Annotated in this window: 24 protein-coding genes and 1 pseudogene; 16 read left to right on the plus strand and 9 right to left on the minus strand. The window is 72.2% G+C overall.

What is annotated here, in order from left to right; all coding sequences use genetic code 11:
- Positions 1–221 precede the first annotated feature (221 nt).
- Entirely contained in the window at positions 222–788 is a 567-nt protein-coding gene (locus tag ACWCPM_RS09980; protein WP_450975644.1) for a universal stress protein, read from the minus strand.
- Positions 789–1115: 327 nt separating this feature from the next.
- Here ACWCPM_RS09980 and ACWCPM_RS09985 point away from each other — a divergent pair, with 327 nt between their 5' ends.
- From ACWCPM_RS09985 to kdpA, 6 genes are all read left to right on the plus strand, one after another.
- Positions 1116–1595, plus strand: a complete 480-nt coding sequence (locus ACWCPM_RS09985) for an SAV_915 family protein (RefSeq protein ID WP_450975645.1) — start codon at positions 1116–1118, stop codon at positions 1593–1595.
- 12 nt (positions 1596–1607) lie between these two features.
- Positions 1608–2939 carry a diaminopimelate decarboxylase gene (gene lysA / locus ACWCPM_RS09990; protein ID WP_450975646.1) on the plus strand — a complete coding sequence of 444 codons (1332 nt, stop codon included), beginning with the start codon at positions 1608–1610 and terminating at the stop codon, positions 2937–2939.
- 97 nt (positions 2940–3036) lie between these two features.
- Positions 3037–3126 (plus strand): K(+)-transporting ATPase subunit F, encoded by a 90-nt coding sequence (gene kdpF, locus ACWCPM_RS09995; RefSeq protein WP_063797361.1) that lies wholly within the window; start codon positions 3037–3039, stop codon positions 3124–3126.
- The gene (gene kdpB, locus ACWCPM_RS10000) at positions 3126–5291 is read left to right on the plus strand and encodes a potassium-transporting ATPase subunit KdpB (RefSeq protein WP_450975647.1); all 2166 of its coding nucleotides are present in this window, start codon (positions 3126–3128) and stop codon (positions 5289–5291) included. Before kdpF ends, kdpB begins: the two co-directional genes overlap by 1 nt.
- 2 nt (positions 5292–5293) lie before the next feature.
- The gene (locus ACWCPM_RS10005; RefSeq protein ID WP_450975648.1) at positions 5294–6166 is read left to right on the plus strand and encodes a potassium-transporting ATPase subunit C; all 873 of its coding nucleotides are present in this window, start codon (positions 5294–5296) and stop codon (positions 6164–6166) included.
- A gap of 5 nt (positions 6167–6171) precedes the next feature.
- On the plus strand, positions 6172–7821 hold the full coding sequence (gene kdpA / locus ACWCPM_RS10010) for a potassium-transporting ATPase subunit KdpA (protein WP_450975649.1): 1650 nt from the start codon (positions 6172–6174) through the stop codon (positions 7819–7821).
- A gap of 121 nt (positions 7822–7942) precedes the next feature.
- Here kdpA and ACWCPM_RS10015 read toward each other — a convergent pair whose 3' ends face one another.
- Positions 7943–8149: a DUF5999 family protein gene (locus ACWCPM_RS10015; RefSeq protein WP_450975650.1), complete on the minus strand. Its 207-nt coding sequence runs from the start codon at positions 8147–8149 to the stop codon at positions 7943–7945.
- Between the two features lie 349 nt (positions 8150–8498).
- On the minus strand, positions 8499–9092 hold the full coding sequence (locus ACWCPM_RS10020; protein WP_450975651.1) for a hypothetical protein: 594 nt from the start codon (positions 9090–9092) through the stop codon (positions 8499–8501).
- A gap of 565 nt (positions 9093–9657) precedes the next feature.
- Here ACWCPM_RS10020 and ACWCPM_RS10025 point away from each other — a divergent pair.
- Entirely contained in the window at positions 9658–11178 is a 1521-nt protein-coding gene (locus tag ACWCPM_RS10025) for a glutamate--cysteine ligase (protein WP_450975652.1), read from the plus strand.
- A 103-nt stretch (positions 11179–11281) separates the two neighbouring features.
- Positions 11282–12082: a CPBP family intramembrane glutamic endopeptidase gene (locus ACWCPM_RS10030; RefSeq protein WP_450975653.1), complete on the plus strand. Its 801-nt coding sequence runs from the start codon at positions 11282–11284 to the stop codon at positions 12080–12082.
- 224 nt (positions 12083–12306) lie between these two features.
- On the opposite strand, the pseudogene ACWCPM_RS10035 reads toward ACWCPM_RS10030, so the two are convergent.
- Positions 12307–13110 (minus strand): annotated as a pseudogene (locus ACWCPM_RS10035) (PhzF family phenazine biosynthesis protein); the annotation flags it as partial.
- A gap of 188 nt (positions 13111–13298) precedes the next feature.
- On the opposite strand from ACWCPM_RS10035, the gene ACWCPM_RS10040 reads away from it, so the two are divergent.
- A complete protein-coding gene (locus ACWCPM_RS10040; RefSeq protein ID WP_450975822.1) occupies positions 13299–13934 on the plus strand; it encodes a PadR family transcriptional regulator in 636 nt (211 codons plus the stop codon).
- 85 nt (positions 13935–14019) lie between these two features.
- Here ACWCPM_RS10040 and ACWCPM_RS10045 read toward each other — a convergent pair whose 3' ends face one another.
- On the minus strand, positions 14020–14448 hold the full coding sequence (locus ACWCPM_RS10045) for a type II toxin-antitoxin system Rv0910 family toxin (RefSeq protein ID WP_450975654.1): 429 nt from the start codon (positions 14446–14448) through the stop codon (positions 14020–14022).
- A 260-nt stretch (positions 14449–14708) separates the two neighbouring features.
- Between ACWCPM_RS10045 and ACWCPM_RS10050 the strand changes: the two genes are divergently transcribed.
- The 3 genes from ACWCPM_RS10050 (at position 14709) to ACWCPM_RS10060 (ending at position 17448) form a co-directional block, all read left to right on the plus strand.
- Positions 14709–15254, plus strand: a complete 546-nt coding sequence (locus tag ACWCPM_RS10050) for a Clp protease N-terminal domain-containing protein (protein ID WP_450975655.1) — start codon at positions 14709–14711, stop codon at positions 15252–15254.
- Between the two features lie 35 nt (positions 15255–15289).
- Positions 15290–16330, plus strand: a complete 1041-nt coding sequence (locus ACWCPM_RS10055; protein WP_450975656.1) for an EamA family transporter — start codon at positions 15290–15292, stop codon at positions 16328–16330.
- Positions 16331–16512: 182 nt separating this feature from the next.
- Entirely contained in the window at positions 16513–17448 is a 936-nt protein-coding gene (locus tag ACWCPM_RS10060) for a DMT family transporter (RefSeq protein WP_450975657.1), read from the plus strand.
- Here the strand turns inward: ACWCPM_RS10060 and ACWCPM_RS10065 are convergent.
- Positions 17435–18118: a pyridoxamine 5'-phosphate oxidase family protein gene (locus ACWCPM_RS10065; RefSeq protein WP_450975658.1), complete on the minus strand. Its 684-nt coding sequence runs from the start codon at positions 18116–18118 to the stop codon at positions 17435–17437. The two genes, ACWCPM_RS10060 and ACWCPM_RS10065, sit on opposite strands and share 14 nt — an antisense overlap.
- 35 nt (positions 18119–18153) lie before the next feature.
- On the opposite strand from ACWCPM_RS10065, the gene ACWCPM_RS10070 reads away from it, so the two are divergent.
- Complete coding sequence (locus ACWCPM_RS10070) at positions 18154–19476, plus strand: aminotransferase class I/II-fold pyridoxal phosphate-dependent enzyme (RefSeq protein ID WP_450975659.1); 1323 nt, start codon at positions 18154–18156, stop codon at positions 19474–19476.
- A gap of 122 nt (positions 19477–19598) precedes the next feature.
- Complete coding sequence (locus tag ACWCPM_RS10075; RefSeq protein WP_450975660.1) at positions 19599–19931, plus strand: glyoxalase superfamily protein; 333 nt, start codon at positions 19599–19601, stop codon at positions 19929–19931.
- A 30-nt stretch (positions 19932–19961) separates the two neighbouring features.
- On the opposite strand, the gene ACWCPM_RS10080 is transcribed toward ACWCPM_RS10075, so the two are convergent.
- Complete coding sequence (locus ACWCPM_RS10080) at positions 19962–20927, minus strand: DMT family transporter (RefSeq protein ID WP_450975661.1); 966 nt, start codon at positions 20925–20927, stop codon at positions 19962–19964.
- Between the two features lie 62 nt (positions 20928–20989).
- Between ACWCPM_RS10080 and ACWCPM_RS10085 the strand changes: the two genes are divergently transcribed.
- The gene (locus ACWCPM_RS10085; RefSeq protein ID WP_450975662.1) at positions 20990–21892 is read left to right on the plus strand and encodes a LysR family transcriptional regulator; all 903 of its coding nucleotides are present in this window, start codon (positions 20990–20992) and stop codon (positions 21890–21892) included.
- A 6-nt stretch (positions 21893–21898) separates the two neighbouring features.
- Here the strand turns inward: ACWCPM_RS10085 and ACWCPM_RS10090 are convergent, their stop codons facing one another.
- Positions 21899–22366, minus strand: a complete 468-nt coding sequence (locus tag ACWCPM_RS10090) for a pyridoxamine 5'-phosphate oxidase family protein (protein ID WP_450975663.1) — start codon at positions 22364–22366, stop codon at positions 21899–21901.
- A gap of 132 nt (positions 22367–22498) precedes the next feature.
- On the opposite strand from ACWCPM_RS10090, the gene ACWCPM_RS10095 reads away from it, so the two are divergent.
- Positions 22499–23140: a cysteine hydrolase gene (locus ACWCPM_RS10095; protein WP_450975664.1), complete on the plus strand. Its 642-nt coding sequence runs from the start codon at positions 22499–22501 to the stop codon at positions 23138–23140.
- Between the two features lie 2 nt (positions 23141–23142).
- Here ACWCPM_RS10095 and ACWCPM_RS10100 read toward each other — a convergent pair whose 3' ends face one another.
- Entirely contained in the window at positions 23143–23598 is a 456-nt protein-coding gene (locus ACWCPM_RS10100) for a Rieske (2Fe-2S) protein (protein ID WP_450975665.1), read from the minus strand.
- Positions 23599–23605: the final 7 nt, after the last annotated feature.

Below are 23605 nucleotides of genomic sequence, written 5' to 3' on the forward strand. Positions count from 1 at the left end.
GGGCGTGGGCGACGGCCTTGGCGAGCATGGGGTCGTAGTGGACGCCGATCTCGTCGCCGCCCGTGTACCCGGTGTCCAGGCGGATGCCGTCGGGGGCTCCGGCATGACACCGGGGTGGTGCGTCGCCCGGATCGCCGGGACCGGCCGGGGCGCCGCGCATCAAGGGCATGACGCCGCATGACAGCGCGTGAAGGGGTATCGCGCTGCACGGCGGTCCCGCCTCAGGACTCCGGCCGTACCGCTTCCGGACCGCAGGTGAAGTCCCCGGAGTCCAGGCGCAGCCCCCAGGTGTTGCGACGGTGCAGGACCGCCAGTTCGGCTTCCAGAGGGGACGGCGGCACCGCGAGCACGGGGCAGTGGGCGTGCGTCAGGCAGTACCGGCTCACCGAGGGGGCGAACGCCCGGTGCCAGATATCCCGGCGCCCGGCGCCGACCACCAGGACGTCGTCCGCGCGGTCCGCGACGTCCACCAGGGCGCGAGCCGGCGTGCCGTGGGCCACCAGCGCGTGCATGGCGACCCCGGGGCCCTCCTCGCCGAAGGCATGCCGGAGCGCGGTCAGCAGGCGCTCGCGGGCCGGCTCGCGCCACTCGTAGGCCTGCACGCACGAAGCGGTGGACCGACTCGCCGCGAGCTGCCCGCCGGGCGGCTCCCAGGCCAGCACCGGCCACAGCTCGGCACCCCGGGAGCGGGCCTCCTGGGCCGCCCGGCAGAGAGCGGTCAGGCTCCCCAGGGAGCCGCTCACGCCGACGACGACGCGCGCGGCACCGGAATGGTCGTGATCGGTCATGGCTCCACCGTTCCTTCGCACACACCCGCGTGGCCCTGCCCGCGTGCGGCACACACGGCCGCACCCCCCATCCCACCTCGCCGCGCGGGACGGGAACAGACGGAACGTCACTTCTTGGCACGCCTCTAGCGCCCTTCGGCGGGCCGGCCGGCCACGCCGTCAGCAACCCGTCAGCGTCGGCACGCTCGCCGTCAGCAACGCGTCATGAGCCGTCGGCGCCGGCGGATGCCGGGCATAGCGTCTGGCGAGCGCCCCGGACCGTCTTCCGGCGACCGAGGCGCGTCAGCCAGGAAAGCAACCAGCTCAGGATCCTCCAGGAGGCATCCCATGGCAGATCTCACGTGTGACGACCCGGAACCCTGCGAACGGTTCCCGGCCGGACCTCTCTACGTCCCCGTCCGGCCGGGACCGGCAGGCTCCGCAGCTCGGCTCTTCCGCAGCCCCCTCGGCGACCGTACGGCCGTGGGCTTCACCTCCGAGCAGCGGCTCAAGGCGACCCTGGGTCGCGACCAGGCGTGGATCCGGCTGGCCGAACCCGCCCTGCGCGCACTGACCGCGCCGCTCGGGGTCACCACCGTCACGATCGACCCCCAGTTCTCGGCACCCGCACCGGCCCGTGACACCTCGAAGGCGTCCGCGCCGACGGCGCCGCCCGCACCGGAGCCTGCCTCCGCTCCCCGGAAGTCCGCGTCGCGCGCGGTGCCGGAGACCCCCCGAGACGCCTCCCGGAAACCCCATGCCGTCGGTGTCCTGCGTGTCACCGGCGCCGCCGCCCTCGTCTCGGCGCTCGCGCTGTGGATCGGTTGAGAGGACCGCACGATGACCACGCTTCACGAACCCGCCGTCACCACCACCGACGCCATGTCGGTGTGGCCGGCCTCCACCACCGAGCACCAGCCGGGCGAAGTCGCCGTGGGCGGCGTACAGCTCGCCGGGATCGCCGAGCGCTTCGGCACACCCGTCTACGTCCTCGACGAGGCGGAAGTGCGTGAGCGCTGCCGCACCTACCGGCACGCCTTTCCCGAAGCCGACGTCCTCTACGCGGCCAAGGCGTTCCTGTGCCGGGCGATGGTCCACTGGGTGGAGGAGGAGGGCCTCGGGCTCGACGTCTGCTCCGCCGGTGAGCTGGAGTTGGCGGTCACCACCGGCTTCCCGCCGGAGAAGATCGTGCTGCACGGCAACGCCAAGTCGCCCCGCGACCTCGAGACCGCGCTCCGGCTCGGCGTCGGCCGCATCGTCATCGACGGCCCCTCCGAGATCGCCCGGCTGGCGGCGGCCGTCGGGCCCGAGGGACATCAGAAGGTCATGGTCCGGGTGATCCCCGGCATCAGCGCCGGCGGACACGCCAAGATCCGTACCGGCACCGACGACCAGAAGTTCGGCCTGTCCATCTCCGACGGATACGCGCAGCACGCCATCGCCCGCATCCTCGACCAGCCGCAGCTCGAACTGACCGGCCTGCACTGCCACCTGGGCTCGCAGATCACCAGCGTCAAGCCGTACCTCTCGGCCGTGCGTCGTATGGTCGGCCTGATGGCCCGCCTGCACGAGCAGTACGGCCTGGTCCTGTCGGAACTCGACCTCGGCGGCGGCCACGGCATCGCCTACCGCCCGGGCGAGGAGGCCCTGGACATCACCACGCTGGCCCGGAAGGTGCGTGCCGAGCTGGCCGACGCCTGCGCGACGGCCGACATCGAGGTGCCCCGTCTGATGATCGAACCGGGCCGTGCGATCGCCGGTCCGTCCGGTGTCGCCCTGTACCACGTCCTGGCCGTGAAGCAGACGGGCTCGCACACCTTCGTCGCCGTCGACGGCGGGATGAGCGACAACCCGCGGCCCGCCCTGTACGGGGTGCGGTACGCGCCGCGACTGGTCGGCCGCCACAGCACCGCCGCCCCGGCTCCCGTGACCGTGGTCGGCCGGCACTGCGAGGCCGGCGACGTCCTCGCCGCCGATGTGGAACTGCCCTCGGACGTACGGCCCGGCGACCTCCTGGCCGTCCCCGTCGCGGGCGCCTACCACCTGTCCATGGCCTCCGGCTACAACATGGTCGGCCGGCCGCCGGTGACGGCCGTCGCCGACGGCCGCGCGAGGCTCTTGGTCCGCCGGGAGTCCCTGGACGACATCCGCAGCCGCGACGTGGGCCTCTGACCCCCGTCGCCCCCTCGACCACCTCCGGCCGAGTGCCGGCCACGACCTCGGCCGGAGGTGTCACTTCGCCCCTCTTGAAACGACATGTGAGGAACCCGTGACGGCCGAGAACGTGGTGGGGCTGATCGTCGCGATCGCCCTGCTCGCCTACCTGGTGGTGGCTTTGATCAAGCCGGAGCGCTTCTGATGACCGCGCCCGCACCCGTGAGGGAGAGTCCCACCGGGGCGGTGCGGCCGTCGGCGTCGGAACCGGCGCGCAGGATCGGCGCCGGCCTGCTCGATCCGCAGCAGCTCTGGCGCGCGCTGCCCGCCGCTCTGCACAAGCTGAACCCCGTCACGCTGGCCCGCAACCCGGTCATGTTCGTCACCGAGATCGGTGCCGTGCTGACCACCGGACTCGCCGTCGCCCGGCCGTCGCTGTTCGGCTGGCTCATCACCGCCTGGCTCTGGCTCACGGTCGTGTTCGCCAACCTGGCGGAGTCGGTCGCCGAGAGCCGTGGCCACGCCCAGGCGGAGACGCTGCGCGGCATGCGCGGCCGGACCGTCGCGCGCCGGCTCGTGGGCGGTGTGGCGCACGTCCGCTCGGGAGAGTACGTCGAGGAACCGGTCGGCGCGGCGGAGCTGCGCAAGGGTGACCTCGTGGTCGTCGAGGCCGGCGAACTCGTTCCCGGCGACGGCGATGTGATCGAGGGTGTCGCCAGCATCGACGAGTCGGCCATCACCGGCGAGTCCGCACCGGTCATCCGCGAGTCGGGAGGCGACCGCACTGCCGTCACCGGCGGCACGCGCGTGCTGTCCGACCGGATCGTCGTCCGGATCACGCAGGAGCCCGGCGCGTCCTTCCTGGACCGGATGATCTCCCTGGTCGAGGGCGCCAACCGGCAGAAGACCCCCAACGAGCTCGCGCTCAACCTGCTCCTGGTGATGCTCACCTTCGTCTTCCTGGTCGCGGTGGTCACGCTCCAGCCGATGGCGGTGTTCTCCATGGACTTCATGGCGGCCGCCCACGACACCGAGGCGCTCACGGCGGACGGCATCACCGGCATCGTGCTCGTCTCGCTGCTGGTCTGTCTGATCCCGACGACCATCGGCGGGCTGCTGTCCGCGATCGGGATCGCCGGCATGGACCGGCTGGTGCAGCGCAACGTGCTCGCCACGTCGGGACGCGCGGTCGAGGCGGCGGGCGACGTCAACACCCTGCTGCTGGACAAGACCGGCACCATCACCTTCGGCAACCGGCGGGCGGGCGAGCTGCTCCCGATCGGCGCGGTGACGGGAGGCCGGCTCGCCGACGCCGCCCTGCTGTCCAGCCTCGCCGACGAGACGCCGGAGGGCCGCTCGATCGTCGCGTACACACGGGAGAAGTTCGACCTGGAGCGGACCGCGGACCCCGACGCCGCATGGGTGCCGTTCAGTGCCATGACCCGGATGTCGGGCGTGGACCTGCCGGGCGGCCACCAGCTGCGCAAGGGCGCGGCCGCCGCGGTGGCCGCCTGGGTCCGGGACAACGGCGGTGAGGTCCCCGCCGGACTGCACGACTGCGTCGACCAGGTCTCGGCCACCGGCGGTACCCCGCTCGCGGTCGCCGAACGGGTCGGCGACGAGCCGGCGCGACTGCTCGGCGTCGTCCACCTCAAGGACGTCGTCAAGCCCGGTCTGCGCGAACGCTTCGCGGAGCTGCGCCGGATGGGCATCCGCACGGTGATGATCACGGGTGACAACCCGGTGACCGCCAAGGCGATCGCCCGGGAGGCGGGAGTCGACGACTTCCTCGCGGAGGCGACTCCCGAGGACAAGCTCGCGCTGATCAAGAAGGAGCAGGCCGGGGGCAAGCTGGTCGCGATGACCGGTGACGGCACCAACGACGCCCCGGCGCTCGCGCAGGCCGACGTCGGCGTGGCGATGAACACCGGCACGTCGGCCGCCAAGGAGGCCGGCAACATGGTCGACCTCGACTCCGACCCGACCAAGATCATCGACATCGTCGAGATCGGCAAGCAACTCCTCATCACCCGGGGAGCGTTGACCGCCTTCTCGCTCGCCAACGACATCGCCAAGTACTTCGCGATCCTCCCGGCGATCTTCGCCGGGCTCTACCCCTCGCTGGACGCGGTCAACGTCATGCGCCTGCACTCACCGACCTCGGCCATCCTGTCCGCGGTGATCTTCAACGCGGTGATCATCGTCGCGCTGATCCCCCTCGCCCTGCGCGGGGTGCGCTACCGCCCTGGCAGCGCCGACAAGCTGCTCACCCGCAATCTGTGGATCTACGGCGGAGGCGGACTGCTCCTGCCCTTCCTCGCGATCAAGTTCATCGACGTCGCCGTGGTCCAGTTCATCCCGGGAATCTGATCATGAAACTTCTCTCCAGGACGCCTGCCTGGATCGGCCACAATGTGGCGGCGATCCGGATGGTCATCGTGCTCACCGTGCTCGTCGGTCTGGCCTATCCCCTGGGGATGACCGCGATCGCCCAGGTCCCGGGACTGCGGGACGACGCCCGCGGCTCGAAGCTCGCCGAGGGCGGCAGCTCGCTCATCGGCCAGTCCTTCCTGGACGGCGACGGCAACCCGATCCCGTACTACTTCCAGCCCCGGCCCTCGAACGCCGGCGAGGGCTACGACGCCACCGCCTCGGCCGCCGGCAACCTCGGCCCGGAGTCGACGGTGGACGTCCTCGGCCCCGAAGGCAAGCAGAGCCTGCTCACCCAGGTGTGCGGACGCAGCAAGGCCGTCGGCGAGCTCGAACAGGTCGACGGCTCCCGCCCGTTCTGCACGGACGACGGCGTCGGCGCGGTCCTCGGCGTCTTCCGCCAGGACGGCAGCACGGGCCGCGCCACCCGTGTGGTCAGTCTCAACCAGGCATGCCCGTCGAAGCCGTTCACCGCGGAGTACGAGGGCGTGACCGTGGAGTGCGCCGAGCCGGGCGAGGACCACGCCAAAGCCGTCGTCACCCCGGTCCGCGGCGACGCGCCCGCCGCCCCCGAGGTCCCGGCCGACGCGGTCACCGCGAGCGCCAGCGGCCTCGACCCGCACATCAGCCCCGCCTACGCCACGCTCCAGACCCCGCGGATCGCCCGTGAACGCGGTATGAGCGAGGACGCCGTGCGGGGGCTCGTCGGCACATACACCGCAGGCCGCGGCCTCGGCGTGCTCGGCGAGCCGGCCGTGAACGTCGTCGAGCTCAACGCGGCACTCGACCGCGCCCGGCCCATGAAGGGGAACTGACCGACATGTACGGCTGGCTTCAGGCCTCCCTCATCCTCGCGGTCGTCCTGGGACTGCACGTCCCGCTCGGCGACCACATGGCTCGGGCCCTCGACAGCGGACGGCACGGACGCCCCGAGAAGCTGCTCTACAAGGTCTGCGGCATCGACCCGGACCAGGAACAGGACTGGCGCCACTACCTGTTCGCGCTCCTCGCGTTCAGCGCGGCGAGCATCGCCGCCCTCTTCGCGCTGTTCACCCTGCAGGGCCGGCTGCCCTGGTCCACCGGCCACGAGGGCATGCCCTGGCGGCTCGCCCTGCACACCGCGATCAGCTTCACCACCAACACCAGCTGGCAGAACTACGCGGGTGAGTCGGCCACCGGCCACCTGGCGGTGATGGCGGGCCTGGGCGTCCAGGCGTTCGCCTCCGGCGCCGTCGGCCTGTGCGTGGCACTGGCCCTCGTCCGGGGCCTGACGCGCGGCGACACGGACCGGCTGGGCAACTTCTGGGTCGATCTGACCCGTTCGATCTTCCGGATCTTCCTGCCCCTGGCGGTCGTCTTCGGCATCGTGCTCATCGCCCTGGGCGTGCCGCAGAGCCTGGGCGGCGCGCACACCGTCACCACGGTCGCCGGCGGGGAGCAGACGCTGCTGGGCGGCCCGGTCGGCTCCTGGGAGCCGCTGAAGCTGATGACGGGTGACGGCGGAGGCGTCTTCAACGCCAACAGCGCGCATCCCTTCGAGAACCCCACCGCGGTCACCAACGCGATCGAGATCGTGCTGATGCTGCTGATCCCGACCGCCTTCATCCGCGCCTACGGCCGGATGATCGGCTCGCTGCGGCAGAGCTGGACCCTGCTCGCCGTCGTGGGCATCCTCTTCGGTCTGCTGCTCGCGGCCGCCAACCTCGCCCAGAGCGCCCACAACGGCACGGTCACGGAAGCGGTCGGCGGCCAGTACGAGGGCACCGAGACCCGCTTCGGCATCCCCGCCTCCACGCTCTTCGGCGTGGCGGCCACCGGTTCGGCCGACGGAGCGGCGAACGCGTCCTACGACAGCTTCTCCAGCCTGGGCGGCGGAGTGCTGCTCTCGGCGATGATGCTCGGCGAGATCGCCCCCGGCGGCACCGGCAGCGGGCTGTACGGCCTGATCATGGCCGTGATGGTGGCGGTCTTCATCGGCGGCCTGATGGTGGGCCGTACACCCGAGTACCTGCGCAAGCGGCTCGGTTTCGGGGAGATGCGCTACGTCGTGCTGTACTCGCTGGTCTCACCGACCGCCGTGCTCGTCTGTGTGGCGCTCGCGGTGGGCCTCGGGCACGGACCCACGTCCATGGGCAATCCCGGACCGCACGGACTGACCGAACTCACCTACGCGTACACCTCCAACGTCAACGGCAACGGCAGTGCGATGGCGGGCTTCAACGGGGCGACCGACTTCCACAACCTGCTGATGTCGGCGGCGATGCTGATCGGCCGCTATCTGCCGATGGCGTTCCTGCTCGCGCTCGCCGGGCGGCTGGCCCTGCAACGGCCGGGCGTGGTCACCGTGGGCACGCTGCAGGCCCGCGGGGTCAACTTCGTGGTCCTGGCAACCGGATCCGCACTGCTGCTGGCGCTGCTCAACTACCTCCCGGCCCTTTCACTGGGGTCCCTGGCGGAAGGGCTGATGTAGGACGCGCATGAGTGACCACGGTCAGTGACCGTGGCCGAAGACGCGTCGGGGCCGGTGCGCGGTGTACGTCCGCGGGCCGGCCCCTTGTTCTCCCCGGGTGGCGCGGCCGCCCGGTCCTGGCTCAGGCGGCGGTCATCACCTGGCTGCCGGCGGGCAGCCGGTGCGGGGCGATGACCTGGCCGTCCGGCAGGAGCTCACCGGTGTCCTCGAAGAGGACGACACCGTTGCACAGCAGGCTCCAGCCCTGCTCCGGGTGGTGCGCCACGAGACGGGCGGACTCCCGGTCGGCGGAGTCGGCGGTCGGGCACGGTGACTGGTGCTGGCACATGGATGGGATCTTTCGCTCTGATGTGTCGTCGGTGATCGCTGTCGTGTCTGTCCCGCGGCGTGAAGCTTCGTTCATGGCCGCCCCCCGTTGTCATCGGTCGGTCGAACCCAGTGTTGCCCTACGGGCGTCTTTCCGCAGGGATTTCGCGGCACCGCCTCTCACAGGTTGATGACGCATCACCCGCGCGGACGGTTCAGCCCAACTGCACTGTCACTTCGGATGGTTCGAGGTGGCCTGATGGGGCTAGTCCGTCCGGGGACCCGGGGCGCGACAGCGGCGTACCCCGCCACCGGCGATCCGGTGACGGGGTACGGCGGACGGAGTACGCCCCTTCGGATCCGCCCGGCGGTCAGGCCGGGGAGCCGAGCAGCGGCGTGGGCGGCGCCGGCGGCACCCGGAGGGTCAGCACCGGGAGCAGTTCGGCGACCCGGTGCGGGCGGTTGGCCGCGATGCCGGGCGGGGCGGGAGCCAGCGGGACGAGCAGATCGGCCGCCGCGGGGTGACCGGCGGTGCCGTCGGAGGCGTGGTCCCCGTGCAGCCACAGCGTCAGCATGTACAGGCCCGGCACCGAGAGCAGACGTGCCTGGTACGACTCGGCGAGGGCCTCGGCCTGACGCAGCGCGCGCTCGGTGGAGACGAGGTACGGACCCTCGAAGAAGTGCGAGAACGCCCAGCCGTCCGGCGTGAGCATGCTCTCCGCCGCGGCGACCACCTGGTCGCCGGAGCGGATCAGGAAGCGCCATCCGGCCAGTCGGGTGACCGGCTCGCCGTTCGCGGTGATCCGGTCCAGCACATGGACCGGCAGCGGCAGCTCGGGTGTGACAGGGCCCTGGACGTTGCGCAGTGCGGGTGTCTTGGCCTCGCGGACCGCGGTGGGGGAACCGAGGGCCGTGAGGACGGAGCGAAGTGCTGGCGCGGGTGCCGGGGGGACAAACAGCGGCATGGTGGGTCGCCTCTCGTTCGACAGGCAGGGTGGCGCGACGGGCGGGGCGGACGGCGCTGTCAGCTCACGTGGGTGGGAAGGCAGGTACGGCCGGCTCCGCGAACGATGGTCTGGGTGTGAGGCCTGCCGGGCGTGATCGACGACGACAGTTTCCTCCGACCATGAGCTCCGGCCTGCTGCCCTGCCGACCGAGTTTATACGACATTTGTTCAGCCGGTGTTTCGTCTAACCGTTTCCGGGCACTCGCACAAGAGTTCATCCGGTCAGCGATACGTGGAAATCATCCCGTTTCCGAAGGGGGGACACCGCGATGACCTCGAAGAATGTCCGAACAGCGGTCGGCCAATTCTCGTCGGCGTTTTTCACGAGGTCTTCTGCGTCCAAAAGTGCAGGGTGCGGCATGCCCGGTGAATGTGCCACCGATCTTCCTGGCCCAAGGGGTCAGAGTAGCGGCTGCGGTCGTTCACCGGGGGCGTTATGGATCGCCGGGGCTGGGCATCATCCATCCTGACCCGGACACCGGCGGCCGGATCTTTCGGCCCGCCCACCGAGGAGGGACGCTTCGATGGGGGAGAAGGTCGTGGCGGGCGCGTTCGACCTGTCCGATCGTCAGCGCTACCGCAGCAAGCTCCAGCAGTGCCTGCAGGGGCTGGGGCGGCTTCTGGAGGAGGAGCGGTTCGATCGGCCCAAGAACCTCATGGGGCTGGAGATCGAGCTGAATCTCGCCGGCGCCGACGGTATGCCCAGAATGCTCAACGGACAGGTCCTCGAAAGGATCGCGAGCCGTGACTTCCAAACAGAACTCGCCATGTTCAACCTGGAAGTGAACATAGCCCCCCATCGGCTGGGGGGCCGGGTATTCGACCGCCTGGAGGAAGAACTCCGTACGTCACTGGCATATGCCCATCGGAAAGCCGGTGAGGTGGACGCCGGAATCGTGATGATCGGTATTCTGCCGACCCTCGAACGCGACGACCTCGTCTCCTCGAACCTCTCCGACGTGGACCGCTACGTCCTGCTCAACGACCAGATCGTGGCCGCCCGCGGCGAGGACTTCACCCTGGACATCGACGGTGTGGAGCACTTGACCTGCACGTCGAAGTCGATCGCCCCCGAGGCCGCCTGCACCTCCGTGCAACTGCACCTCCAGGTCACCCCGGGACGCTTCGCCGACGTGTGGAACGCCGCGCAGGCCGCCACCGCCGCCCAGATTGCGGTGGGCGCGAACTCGCCGTTCCTCTTCGGCCGGGAGCTGTGGCGCGAGTCCCGGCCGCCGCTGTTCCAGCAGTCCACCGACACCCGCCCGCCCGAACTCCAGGCGCAGGGCGTCCGGCCGCGTACCTGGTTCGGGGAGCGCTGGATCAGCTCGGCGTACGACCTCTTCGAGGAGAACCTGCGCTACTACCCCCCGCTGCTGCCGATCTGCGACGACGAGGACCCGCTGGCCGTGCTGGACGCGGGCGGCGTGCCGAAACTCGCCGAACTGGTGCTGCACAACGGCACGGTCTACCGCTGGAACCGGCCCGTCTACGGCATCGCCGACGGCGTCCCGCATCTGCGCGTCGAGAACCGGGTCCTGCCCGCCGGCCCGACCATCACCGACGTCATCGCCAACGCGGCCTTCTACTACGGCCTCATCCGCGCGCTCGCCGAGGACTCCCGGCCGGTGTGGACCCGGTTGCCCTTCGAGGCGGCCGCGGCCAACTTCGACGCCGCGTGCCGGTACGGCATCGAGGCGCGCTTCACGTGGCCGCGACGGGTCCGGTACGGCGGGACGACCGAGGTGGACGCGGTCAGCCTCGTCCGGGACGAACTGCTGCCGCTGGCAGCCGCCGGACTGGACGCCTGGGGCGTCGAACCGGCCGACCGCGACCTGTACCTCGGGGTGATCGACGAGCGGTGCCGGCGGCGGGTGAACGGCGCGTCCTGGCAGGTCGCGACCTTCCACCGGGCGTCGGAGGCCGGCCTGTCCCGTGACGCCGCACTGGCCGCGACGACGCGGCGCTACGCCGAACTGATGCGGCAGGGCGAGCCGGTGCACACCTGGCCGGTCGGGCTTCCGGAGGCGGCTGTCCGGACCGGGTGAGGGGTCGGGGGCGGCCGCACGGACACGTCTGCGAGGCTGTTCCGCGCACGTCCTGGTGACCAGGACGAGGATGTGCGCTGGGACGACGCGGCTGGAGGCGGGCGTGCAGGCTGAGACGGGAACCGTGAAGGGTGATCGGGCGGACGGGGTGCCCTCGCGTCGGGTGCTGCGGGACGAGACCCTGATCGTGCTGGGGCTCTCCCTGGGCGCGAGCGCCGTTTCCGCGCTCATCAGCTTCGTCGGTTCCGTCACCAGGCCCGGAGGTCTGAAGGACCAGGCCGCGACGCTCAACGCCTCCGCCGCACCCGGGCGCCCCTGGCTCGATCTGGCCTGGCAGCTGTTCGGGATCACCGCCGCGCTGATCCCCGTCGCCCTGGTCGCGCACTTCCTGATGCGCGAGGGGCGGAGCCTTCGAACACTCGGCTTCGACCGCAGCCGGCCCTGGTCGGACCTCGGACGCGGAGCCGTCGTCGCCGCCGTGATCGGCAGCACCGGCATCGCCTTCTACCTCGCCGCCCGGGGCCTCGGCTTCAACCTCACGGTGGTCCCCGAGGCGCTGCCCGAGGTGTGGTGGAAGTTCCCGGTGCTGATCCTCTCGGCGCTGCAGAACTCGATCGTCGAAGAGGTCATCGTCGTCGGCTATCTGCTGCGCCGGCTGGACCAGCTGGGCTGGTCACCCGGTGCGTCGCTGGCGGCCGCCTCCGTGCTGCGCGGCTCCTACCACCTGTACCAGGGCATCGGCGGGTTCATCGGCAACATGGTGATGGGCGTCGTCTTCGTCCTGCTCTACCGGCGCTGGGGCCGTGTCGGTCCCCTGGTGGTCGCGCACTCGCTGCTCGACATCGGGGCCTTCGTGGGATACGCCCTGCTCGCCGGCAAGGTGGACTGGCTCCCCACCGCCTGAGACTCCGTCGGGGCCGGTCGTTCGGCTCAGGCCGCGGACGAACGCTCCGCCCCGCCCGGCTGCCGCGTCGCCGTCGGGAGCCGACCTCCCCGCGCTCGGCCCTGCTCGCGCGGGCGGGACCCCCGTCGCCTCGCCCCTCTCCCGCGCCCACCAGAGCCCGGTCACCGGCATCGGCAGCGCCCTGTCGGCTCGCGGTGGCCTGAGCCGGACGACCGGCGCTGGACGAGCAGCTCGCCCTCGATGACCGTCACCGCCCGGCCGCCGAGCAGGGTGCGTTCACCGCGCAGTTCCGTGCGGACCCGGCCGGAGCGGGGCGAGGCCTGCAGGCCCGTCAGTTCGGCGCGGCCGAGGCGCTCGGACCAGAACGGCGCCAGCGCGGTGTGCGCGCTGCCCGTGACCGGGTCCTCGTCGATGCCGACGTTCGGGAAGAAGCACCGGGAGACGTAGTCGTACCCGAGGGCCGGCTCCTTCGCGCGGGCCGTGGCGATGACGCCGCGCGACGAATGGGCGCCCACGGCCCGGAGGTCGGGGCGCAGCGCGTGGACGGTCCGCTCGTCCGCGAGCTCCACCAGCAGGTCGCCGACGTTCGGGCCGGTGTCGAAGACCGCCCGTGGTTGCGCGCCGAGTGCCGCGGCGAGCCCTTCGGGGACGTCGACAGGCGTGAGGGGGGCGGTGGGGAAGTCCAGCGTGGTCGAACCGTCCTCCTGGGGCGTGGCCACCAGGACGCCACTGCGCGTCGCGAACCGCACCGGGCCCTCGGAGGCACCCGTGCTGTGCAGGACGTGGGCCGTGGCGAGCGTGGCGTGACCGCACATCGCCACCTCCGCGGCCGGAGTGAACCAGCGCAGGGCCCAGTCGGCCTCGCCGCCTCCGGGCAGCGGGTGGGCGAAGGCCGTCTCGGCGTGGTTGACCTCCAGGGCCACGCGCTGCATCCAGTCGTCCTCGGGAAAAGCGTCGAGGAGCAGGACCCCCGCCGGGTTGCCGGCGAAGGGGTGGTCGGTGAAGGCGTCGACGATTCGAATCCGCATGACCCCTGACGCTAGGGCCCGCGCGAAGACCCGGGCCAAGGCCAATGCGCGGGCACTGGACCCTTTCCGGGCACGGCTCGCGACGAGATGGAGGCTTGTTCGGCGAACTGTTCCGATATATCGTTGAAGTATCGCGACAGATCATCAGCAGGTCTGCGTCAGATCGACGAACGGTTGGAGTGATGACCATGCAGGACCACGGCTACGAGCGTGGACACGGTCACGACGGCCCCCGGCGCCGTCGTGGTGACTTCGAGGCCCTGCGCGCGGCGTTCGGCCCCTTCGGTCCCGGCGGACACGGTTTCGGTCACGGTGGCCCGGGTGGATTCGGTGGCTTCGGCCCCGGGCCCTGGGGCGGACGAGGACGCGGAGGCCCCAGGGGAAGGGCGCGGCGCGGAGACGTACGCGCCTCGATCCTGGCCCTGCTGAAGGACCGGCCGATGCACGGCTACGAGATGATCCAGGAGATCGCCGAGCGCAGCGGCGGGGCGTGGAAGCCCAGCCCCGGTTCGGTGTACCCCACCCTCCAGCTCCTGGAGGACGAGGGGCTGATCGTCAGCGCGTCCGAGGGCGGCAAGAAACTGTTCTCGCTCACCGAGGCGGGCCGCACGGCGGCCGAGGAGGGACCGGAAGCCCCGTGGGAGGAGGCGTCGCGCGGCGTCGACTGGGAGGCCCTCGGCGAGATCCGCCAGGCGGGCTTCGGGCTGATGGAGGCGTTCAGCCAGGTCTGGAAGACCGGCGACAAGGAGCAGCGCGAGAAGGCGCTCACCGTCATCAACGACGCCCGCAAGAAGCTGTACCTGATCCTCGCCGACGAGGACTGACGCCTGTCCGACGGTACTGGAGGCGCCCCGTGGAACGGTCCGCGGGGCGCTCCGCCGTGAGCCGCGGCCGGGGTCTGCGGCGGCCTCAGGTCACCAGCCCGGCCAGCTTCCGCAGCGACTCGTCCAGTGCCGCCGTCGCCGAGTCCTTGAGCTTGCCGGCCATCAGGGACACCGCGGCGCCGGTGAACTCGCCGTCGATGCGTACCGTCGTGGCGTCCCCGTCGGGGATCAGCGTGTAGCGCGTGGTGACGATCACGGACATCGGGCCCTTGCCGCGAATCGCCAGCACCCGCGCGGGTGTCAGCTCCTCCACGGTCCACTCGACCTCGGCCGGGAAGCCCATCAGCTTCATGTTCTCCTGGAACGTGGCGCCGGTCTCCAGGGTCGTGGGGCCGCCTTTGGGGAAGTTGGTGTGGGTCGCGTTCCACTCCCCGTACGCGGACCAGTCCGTGAGCTGGGCCCACACCTTCTCGGCCGGTGCCTCGATGCGTGCCTCGGCGCTGACTTCGGCCATGCGACCACCCCTTCGTGTCGGGCTTCGGTGTCGCGGAACGTAGCCGCAGGGCCCGCAACATTCAATACTGACGAGCCGTCAGGAAATCCGGGCCCGTCGGCGGCGTTCCCGGCGGTCCCGGTGGTGTGCGTCGGGCCGGTTCCGGCCTGATCTCATCCCCAAGGAGGAGATGCGGGCCAGGGATGTCCCCTGTCCGTGGGACGGGAAAATGGTTCCGGCCGGGGATGACCGGACCCGAGGGGGCTGATGGGGTGGAGGGTGTGCAACACCCGATCCCCCGGCAGCAGGCCGGTGAACGCCCCACCGAGGACAACGATGCCGGTCTCAGCGACGAGCTGGCGGTGGTGGTCGCGGCTGCCCGCAGGCGGGCCGTACGGGACGCGGACCGGCAGGTCGACACCGCCCATCTGCTGCACTCGCTCCTGGAGTACGACCCCGAGGTGCGCGCCGTCTTCGACAGCGAACCGCAGCTCGCGCGGCTGCTCGGCTACCTCGTGCAGCGCAGCATCGGCTACGGCCTGCGCTGGCAGACCGCCGTCGAGGACTCCGGCGCGGTCCCCGTCGTGACCGGCGTCCCGGGTCACTCGCCGTCGGTCGCCACGGCGATGGCCTACGCCGGGGAGCGCGCCGCACGCCGTGGTGACGGGCGGGCGCGGGGGCTCGACCTGCTCGCGGGGATCGTCGTGGACCCGCGGTCGCGGGCCGTCGAGGTGCTGGAGCGGGCGGGTGTGGAGGCACCCGAGTTGTTCCTGCGGATCGAGCAGCACGCGCAGGAGCGGGTCGGGGGCACCGAGGCCGGCTGCTGAGCGGGGCCCGGGGTCCAGTCGGCGAGACAGGAGTCATGGAGGGTGACGGTGATGTCGTCGCCTGTCATCATGTCGGCGTGCATACGTCAGTCAGCAGCAGGGGCAGCCGCGGCAGGGGAACCGGACTCGCGCTCGCGCTCGGATCCGCGGTCGCCTTCGGCGGATCGGGAGTCGCGGCCAAGCCGCTGATCGAAGCGGGCCTCGACCCGCTGCACGTGGTGTGGCTGCGTGTGGCCGGCGCGGCCCTCGTGATGCTGCCGCTCGCCGTGCGCCACCGCGCGCTGCTGCGCAGCCGCCCCGCCCTGCTCGCCGGGTTCGGCCTGCTGGCCGTCGCCGGTGTGCAGGCCTGCTACTTCGCCGCGATATCCCGTATCCCGGTCGGGGTCGCGCTGCTCGTCGAGTATCTGGCGCCCGCCCTGGTGCTCGGCTGGGTCCGGTTCGTGCAGCGGCGGCCCGTGACGCGTGCCGCGGCGCTCGGCGTGGTCCTCGCGGTCGGCGGACTGGCCTGTGTCGTCGAGGTGTGGTCCGGACTCGGCTTCGACGCCTTCGGGTTGCTGCTCGCCCTCGGCGCCGCCTGCTGCCAGGTCGGCTACTTCGTGCTGGCCGACCAGGGCAGCGACTCCGGCGCCGACGCCCCCGACCCGCTCGGTGTGATCGCCTTCGGCCTCCTGATCGGCGCTCTCGTGCTGACCGTCGTCGCCCGCCCCTGGGGCATGGACTGGTCGGTGCTCGCGCACTCCGCGCACATGGACGGCACCGCCGTCCCGGCCGCCGCGCTGCTGGCCTGGATCGTGCTCGTCGCGACCGTCGTCGCGTACGTCACCGGCGTGCTCTCCGTGCGCCGGCTCTCTCCGCAGGTCGCGGGTGTGGTGGCGTGCCTGGAGGCGGTGATCGCGACCGTACTCGCCTGGGTGCTGCTCGGCGAGCACCTCTCGGCGCCGCAGATCGTGGGCGGCGTCGTCGTCCTGGCCGGGGCCTTCATCGCGCAGTCGTCGACGCCGTCGAAGGGCTCGCCGGAGCCGGTGACGAGCGGCGGGGCCGAGCGGGAGTTGTCCGCCCGGGGCACCGCGGCCTAGGGTGACGATCATGCACATGGACGCATGCGTTCTTCCGCCCCCGGCCGCCTGAGGCGGGCTCTTCGAGGCCCTGCGCCTTGGCGCCGGGCGGGACGGTGCTGCCCGCGGAAGTCGTCCGCGGACCCCGCCGAGCGGCGGTCCTTCCCGAACATCCGCGCTCTCGGGCGCATGCGGAGAAACGCGTGTCCACTGCTGCTTCCGGCCTGCCCGTCGGGCGAGGCCTCCTGTATCTGATCGTCGCCGGTGCCGCCTGGGGCACCGCGGGCGCGGCCGCCTCGCTGGTCTACCGCGCCAGTGACATGGGCTCGGTCGCTCTGTCCTTCTGGCGCTGCGCGGTCGGCCTGCTCCTCCTGCTCGCGGCCCGCCACCTACGGCCGGGGGCCGGCGCCTCCGCCGGGCCGCCCGCGCCCAAGGCACTGCGGATCGGTGCCGTGGGCCTGGGTCTCGCGGTGTTCCAGACGGCCTACTTCGCCGCAGTCTCCGCCACCGGCCTGGCCGTCGCCACCGTCGTCACCCTCGGCGCGGGCCCTGTCCTCATCGCGCTCGGCGCGCGCCTGACGATGGGGGAGCGGCTCGGCCGGGCCGGCGTCCTCGCCGTCGTCGGCGCGCTCGGCGGCCTCGGGGTGCTGGTGCTCGGCGGCGGCGACACCGCCGTACGTCCGTGGGGTGTCGCGCTCGCCCTGCTGTCCGCCGCCGGGTACAGCGCGATGACGCTGCTGACCCGCTACTGGGGTCGCGACGGCCGCACCGACGCCTCCGCCACCACCGTGTGGGCGTTCGCGGTCACGACCCTGTGCCTGCTGCCGTTCGCGCTCACGGAGGGCCTGGTGCCGCACACGACGGAACCCGCGCTGCTGCTGTGGCTCCTCGTCTACATCGCGGCGATCCCCACGGCGCTCGCCTACGCGCTCTACTTCGCGGGCGCGGCCGTCGTCCGGTCGGCCATCGTGTCCGTGATCATGCTGCTGGAGCCGGTCAGCGCGGCGGTGCTGGCCGTCACACTGCTCGGCGAGCGGCTGACGACCGCCACCGTGACGGGGACCCTGCTGATGCTGGGCTCCGTCGCGGGGCTCGCGGTGGCCGAGGCGCGCGGGGCGCGCGGGATCACCGCCCGGTGAGATAGCCGGGCAGTTCGGTGCCGGGCGCCAGGCGGGCGTCCGGCACCGGTGTGCCGTAGCCCTTGCGCAGCGGGACCACGCCGGCCCAGTGGGGGAGCGACAGGTCCTCGGGGTCGTCCTCGGCTCCGCCGGTGCGGGTCTTCGCGGAGACCTCGTCGAGGTCGAGGCGGATGACGGCGGTGGCGGCGGACTCCTTCTTGTCGGCGGGCCGCGAGTCGCTTGACCGGCCGGGGACCACGTGGTCGACCAGCGCGTCGAGGGCCAGCCGCTTCTCCTGGGGGTCCGTGACGTCGTGGGCGACACCGTGCACCACCACGGAGCGGTAGTTGATCGAGTGGTGGAAGGCGGAGCGGGCCAGGACCAGCGCGTCGACGTGGGTGACCGTGAGGCACACCGGCAGGCCGGGCTCGGACTGTCCGGTCATCCGCAGCGGGCGTGAGCCGGTCGAGCCGTGCACGTAGAGCTGCTCGCCGACCCGGGCGTAGAGCGTGGGCAGCACCACCGGCGCACCGTCGCGGACGAAGCCGAGGTGGCAGACGTACCCCTCGTCGAGGATCGCGTGCACCAGGTCCTTGTCGTAGGAGGCGCGGTCCGCCGAGCGGGTGGGGACGGTGCGGTCGGACGGCGTGTAGGCGGCGGTCGGTGACGTCGGCTCCTGGGTCCCCTGCATGGCGTACTCCATTGCACTAGTGCATACTGGGCTTTGTGCTAGGAGAATATCGGATCGAAGGCCGGGGCGCTGCGGAGATTTCCGCGAGCGTGGAGCGGGCGGTGGCGGCGGGCGCCCTCGCGCCGGGGCAGCCGCTGCCGCCGATGCGGGAGTTGGCGTCCCGCCTCGGGGTGAACCCGAACACCGTGGCCGCCGCCTACCGGACCCTGCGGGAGCGCGGGGTGATCGAGACCGACGGGCGGCGTGGCAGCCGGGTGCGGCACAGGCCGGCCACCACCGGCCGCGAGGAGATCGCGGCCGATGTGCCGCCAGGGGTGCGGGACATGGCCGCCGGCAACCCGGACCCGGCGTTGCTGCCGTCGCCGGCGGCCGCGTTCGCCGAGGCCGCGGGCCGGGCGCCGGTGTTGTACGGGGAGGCGTCCGTCGAGCCCGAACTGGCGCGCCTCGCGCGGGCCGGGATGGACGCCGGGGGAGTGCCCGCCGGGCCGATCGCGGTGGCCTCCGGGTCGCTGGACGCCATCGAGCGGGTGCTGGCCGCGCACCTCAAGCCCGGGGACGCCGTCGCGGTGGAGGACCCCGGGTGGGGCGGACTGCTCGACCTGGTGCCGGCCCTCGGGCTGCGCACGCTTCCCGTCGCCCTCGACGACGACGGCCCGCTCCCCGACGAGGTGGACCGTGCCCTCGGGGCGGGTGCCAGGGCCCTCGTGGTCACGGACCGCGCGCAGAACCCCACCGGCGCGGTGCTGAGCGCCGCACGCGCCCGTGCGCTGCGTGCGGTGCTGCGCGACCGTCCGGCGACGCTGCTGATCGAGGACGACCACGGCCACGGCATCGTCGACCTGCCCCTGCACACGCTGGCCGGCGTCACCCGGCACTGGGCCTTCGTCCGCTCGGCGGCCAAGGCGTACGGTCCCGACCTGCGGCTCGCCGTGTTCACGGGTGACGAGGTCACGCTGGACCGCGTGCGGGGGCGGCAACGGCTCGGGCCCGGCTGGGTGAGCCGGATCACCCAGCGCGCGGTGGCCCATCTGTGGGCCCACGGCGCGGTGGACCCGGAGGCCGTCTCGGCCGCCTACGGACGGCGCCGGGGCGCGTTGATCGACGCGCTCGCGCGCCGCGGAGTGGCGGCCCGCGGGCGCAGCGGACTGAATGTCTGGATCCCGGTGCCGGACGAGACCGCCGCCGTGTCCCGCCTGCTGCACGCCGGGTGGGCCGTCGCCCCCGGGGCGCGGTTCCGGATGAGCGCTCCGCCGGGTGTCCGGGTCACCGTCGCCACGCTGACCGAGGCCGAGACGGGGCCGCTGGCGGACGCGATCGCGGCCGCCGTCCGCCCGGCGCCTGCGCGCAGCCATGTGTAGGGATTTCGAGAGCGAGCGCCGTGAAGGCCGTCTCCCCGCCTGCCGCACGACCGGGTGGGCCGTCGGCCCCGGGCGCCGGTGCGCGGCCACATGCGACGGGGCGGGTCTGGAACGATGACGCCATGAACGAGGACGTCATCCCGGTGCTGCGGGTGGCCGACGCCGCCGCAGCGGTGCGCTGGTACGAACGCCTGGGGTTCGCCCGGCGGTGGGAGCACCGCTTCGAGCCGGGGCTGCCGGCGTTCGTCGAGGTCGCCCGGGGGCCGGTGAGCCTGTTCCTGTCGGAGCACACCGGCGACGCCCGGCCGGACACGCTCGTCTACCTGAGGCTCGCCCACGTGGACGAGGTCGCCGCCGAGTTCGGCGTGCCGGTGGAGGAGGCGCCGTGGGCCCGGGAGATCGAGCTGCGGGACCCCGACGGCAACCGGCTGCGGATCGGCACGCCGAAGGGCTGAGCACGGACCCCGGTCAGGCAGGAGCCCCGCTCACGCCTTGGGCCGCACCTGCGTCAACGCCGCCCCCGCCAGCACGATCACCGCGCCCACCGGCGTCGACCACGTCAGGGACTCGCCCAGGATGGCGACGCCCGCCGCCGTGGCGACGACCGGGATGAAGTAGGTGACCATCTGGGCGGTGGTCGGCCCGACCTCGGCGACCAGACCGTACTGGATGAGCACCGCGAACCCCGTGCCCAGGGCACCCAGGGCCGCGACGGCGAGCAGCGGCACCACCGGGAAACGGCTCGGCGCGCTGGTGAACAGCGGCGTCACCACCGCCAGTTGCAGTGTTGCCAGCAGCAACTGCGCTCCGGTCAGCGACAGATGCGAGTCCCCTGATCCCGCCAGAGTGCGCCGGACGTAGATCCAGCCGACCGGATAGCTGAGCGAGGCCAGCAGTGCCAAGGCCGTGCCCCGGGGTTCGACGCCGGTGAAGCCCTGCCAGGCGCCGAGCACCGTCAGCACGCCGAGGAAGCCGAGGCCCAATCCGGCGACCCGGACCCGGGTGGGCCGGTCCTCGGAGAGGGCGACCATGGACAGGGCCATGCCCCACAGCGGCGAGGTGGCGTTGCAGATGCCGGCGAGCGTGGACGGAATCGTCAGCTCGGCGTAGGCGAACAGGGAGAACGGCAGCGCGTTGAGCAGCAACGCGGCGACGGTCAGATGGGCCCAGGTGCGCGCCCCGCGCGGGAGCTTCTGACGTTTCACCGCCATCGCCGCCGCGAGCACCGCCGTGCCGAACAGCAGCCGGCCGAGGGTGACCTGGAAGGGGGCGTAGCCGTCGGTGCCCACCTTGATGAGCAGAAAGCTGAAGCCCCAGACCAGGGACAGCGCCGCGAAGCGGACTCTCCAGTCGAGGGTGCGGCGGGCGGGGGCCCGGACGGGGGTGGGCGTGGCACCCTGCGGGGCGCCCTGCGTCGCGTCGGTCGTGGCGGTGGTCACGGAAGCAACCATGCGGGAGCGGACCTCGTAGAACAAGCGAGATTTCGCACGCTGTATCTCGTAGAATCACTTACATGTTGAGCCTGGACCGTCTCCGCACCCTCGACGCGCTCGCCCGCCACGGTTCCGTGAGCGCCGCCGCCGAGGGGCTGCACATCACCACCTCGGCCGTCTCCCAGCAGCTGGCCAAGCTGGAGCGGGAGGTCGGCCAGCAACTGCTCGCCAAGCACGGCCGGGGCGTCCGGCTCACCGACGCCGGCCGGCTGCTGGCCCAGCACGCGTCACGCATCCTGTCGCAGGTCGCCCTCGCCCAGTCCGACCTGGAGGCACAGCGCGGGCAGGTCGCCGGCGAGCTGCGCCTCGCGGCGTTCCCGACCGCCGCGCGCGGGCTGTTCCCCACCGCGCTCGCCACGCTCCGCACCGCCCACCCCGCGCTGCGGCTGCGCACCTGCGAGCTGGAGCCGGAGCGCGGCATCCAGGGTGTGGTGCGCGGCGACCTCGACCTGGCGGTGGTCCTGGACTGGTACAACAAGCCGATGGCGCTGCCCGACGGCCTGGTCAAGGCGTCGATCCTGGACGATCCCGCCGATGTGGCGATGCCCGTCGGGCATCCGCTCGCCGACCGGGCCGAGGTGGACCTCGGGGAGTTCGCCGAGGACGAGTGGATCACCTGGGGGCAGGGCGAGTTCTGCCACGAGTGGCTGATGTTCACCCTGCGCTCGCGCGGCGTCGAGCCGATCCTCGGACACCGCGCCGCCGAGACGCACACCCAGCTCGCACTCGTCGCCGCCGGGCTCGGCGTGTGCGTCTGCCCGCTGCTGGGCCGCCATCCGCTGCCCGCCGGAGTCGTCACCGTGCCGCTGAAGCAGCGGGTGCGCCGGCATGTGTACGTCGTCTGGCGGGCGGACGCCGACCGCCGCCCCTCGATCCGCGCGGCGGTGGCGGCACTGCGGGCGGCGGGCGAGAGCGTCGGCTGAGCCGCGCTACAGGGAACCGAGCTTGCGGAAGTCCCAGGAGACGGTCTTCGACGGTGTGAGCCGCATCCACGCGTGCCGTCCGTCGTGCGGCATCTCCTGCAGCCCGAAGTTCTTGCGGGCGAACAACGTCTCCGGAAGGTCGAGTTCGGCGCACAGCTCTCCGGTGCGCGGGGCCTCGCCCACGAACTCGACGGTCCCGGAGAGCTCGACGCCGCGCAGCTCGTCGTACTCCTCCCCGGTGTCGACCACGACCGCCACCCGTGGATCGCGGCGCAGATCGGTCCACCGCTTGCTGCGCACCACGGAGTACAGCCACATCGACGTGCCGTCCCAGGCGAACCACAGCGTGCTCACGTGCGGCGCTCCGTCGGCCGAGACCGTGGCGACCCGGCAGGTGCGCTGGCCGGTCAGGAACGCGTCCAGCTCACCGGACGTCATCATGATCTTCCGGCCCCGGCGCTGTGTGGCTGTCATCTGTTTCCCCTCGGCTTCCCGTCGGAAGAAAGACATCTGACGGTACGTCAGAAAAGCATGGACCGTCTTCCGTCCCTGTGCAATGGTGGCTGATCTCACCGGCTCCCACTCAGCCGACCACCAGGGGGCGCCATGCCGTCGTACGAACAGCTCGGTGAACTTCTCGACCCCGCGACCACGGTGCTCCTCACCGTCGAGTGCCAGCAGGGCGTGGTCGGACCGGACAGCGCCCTGCCGGAGCTGGCGAAGGAGTTCCGCTCCTGCGGCGCCCTCGGCAACGTGGCCCGGCTGGTGGCCGCCGCCCACGGCCGCGGCGTCCAGGTGATCCACGCCATCGCCGAACGCCGGCCCGACGGCCGCGGCGCCAATCGCAACGCCCGCCTCTTCCGCGCCGCCGGACGGCTGCCCGTCCGGCAGCTGTCCGGCACCACGGCGGTGCGGGTCGCGGCCCCCATCGAGGTCACCGAGGAGGACCTCGTCCTGCGGCGGCTGCACGGCCTGTCGCCGATCCAGGGCACCGACGCGGACGCGCTGCTGCGCAACCTGGGCTGCCGCACCCTGGTCGTCACCGGTGTCTCCGCCAACGTGGCCGTACCCAACGCGGTGTTCGACGCCGTCAACCGCGGCTACACGGTCGTGGTGCCCTCCGACGCCGTCGCGGGGGTGCCCGCCGAGTACACCCCCGCGATGATCCGCCACACCCTCGCCCTGGTCGCCACGGTCGCGACCACGGACGAGGTGCTCGGCTGCTGGGAGCGGCCGCGTCGTCGCTGACCTCAGGCGAGGCGGATCTCGCCGTTCGACACGGTGATCTCCGAGGGCTCCAGCGGCTGGGTCGCCGGGCCCTGCTGCACGCTGCCGTCGGTGGCCGAGAAGTGGCTGTTGTGACAGGGGCAGATGATGACCCCGTCCTTGACGTCCTTCACCGCGCAGCCCTGATGCGTGCACTTGGAGGAGAACGCCTTGTACTGGCCCGCCGTCGGCTGCGTGACCACCAGATCCCCCAGGACCTTCCCGCCGCCCTCGGGGATGTCGGAGGTCTTGGCGAGGGCGGCGCCGCCGCCCGCGCCGGACTCCGCGCCGGCCCCGGAATCGGAGTCCACGTCCGTGCCGGACGAGTCGCCGCCCGATCCGCACGCGGTCAGCGCGACGGCGAGTCCGGCGGCCCCGGCCGCCGCCATGACGGTGCGGCGGGCCGGACCCGACTCGGTGTGAAGCGATTGGCTCGGCATGCTGGCA

This window comes from Streptomyces sp. NPDC002309 (assembly GCF_053593375.1).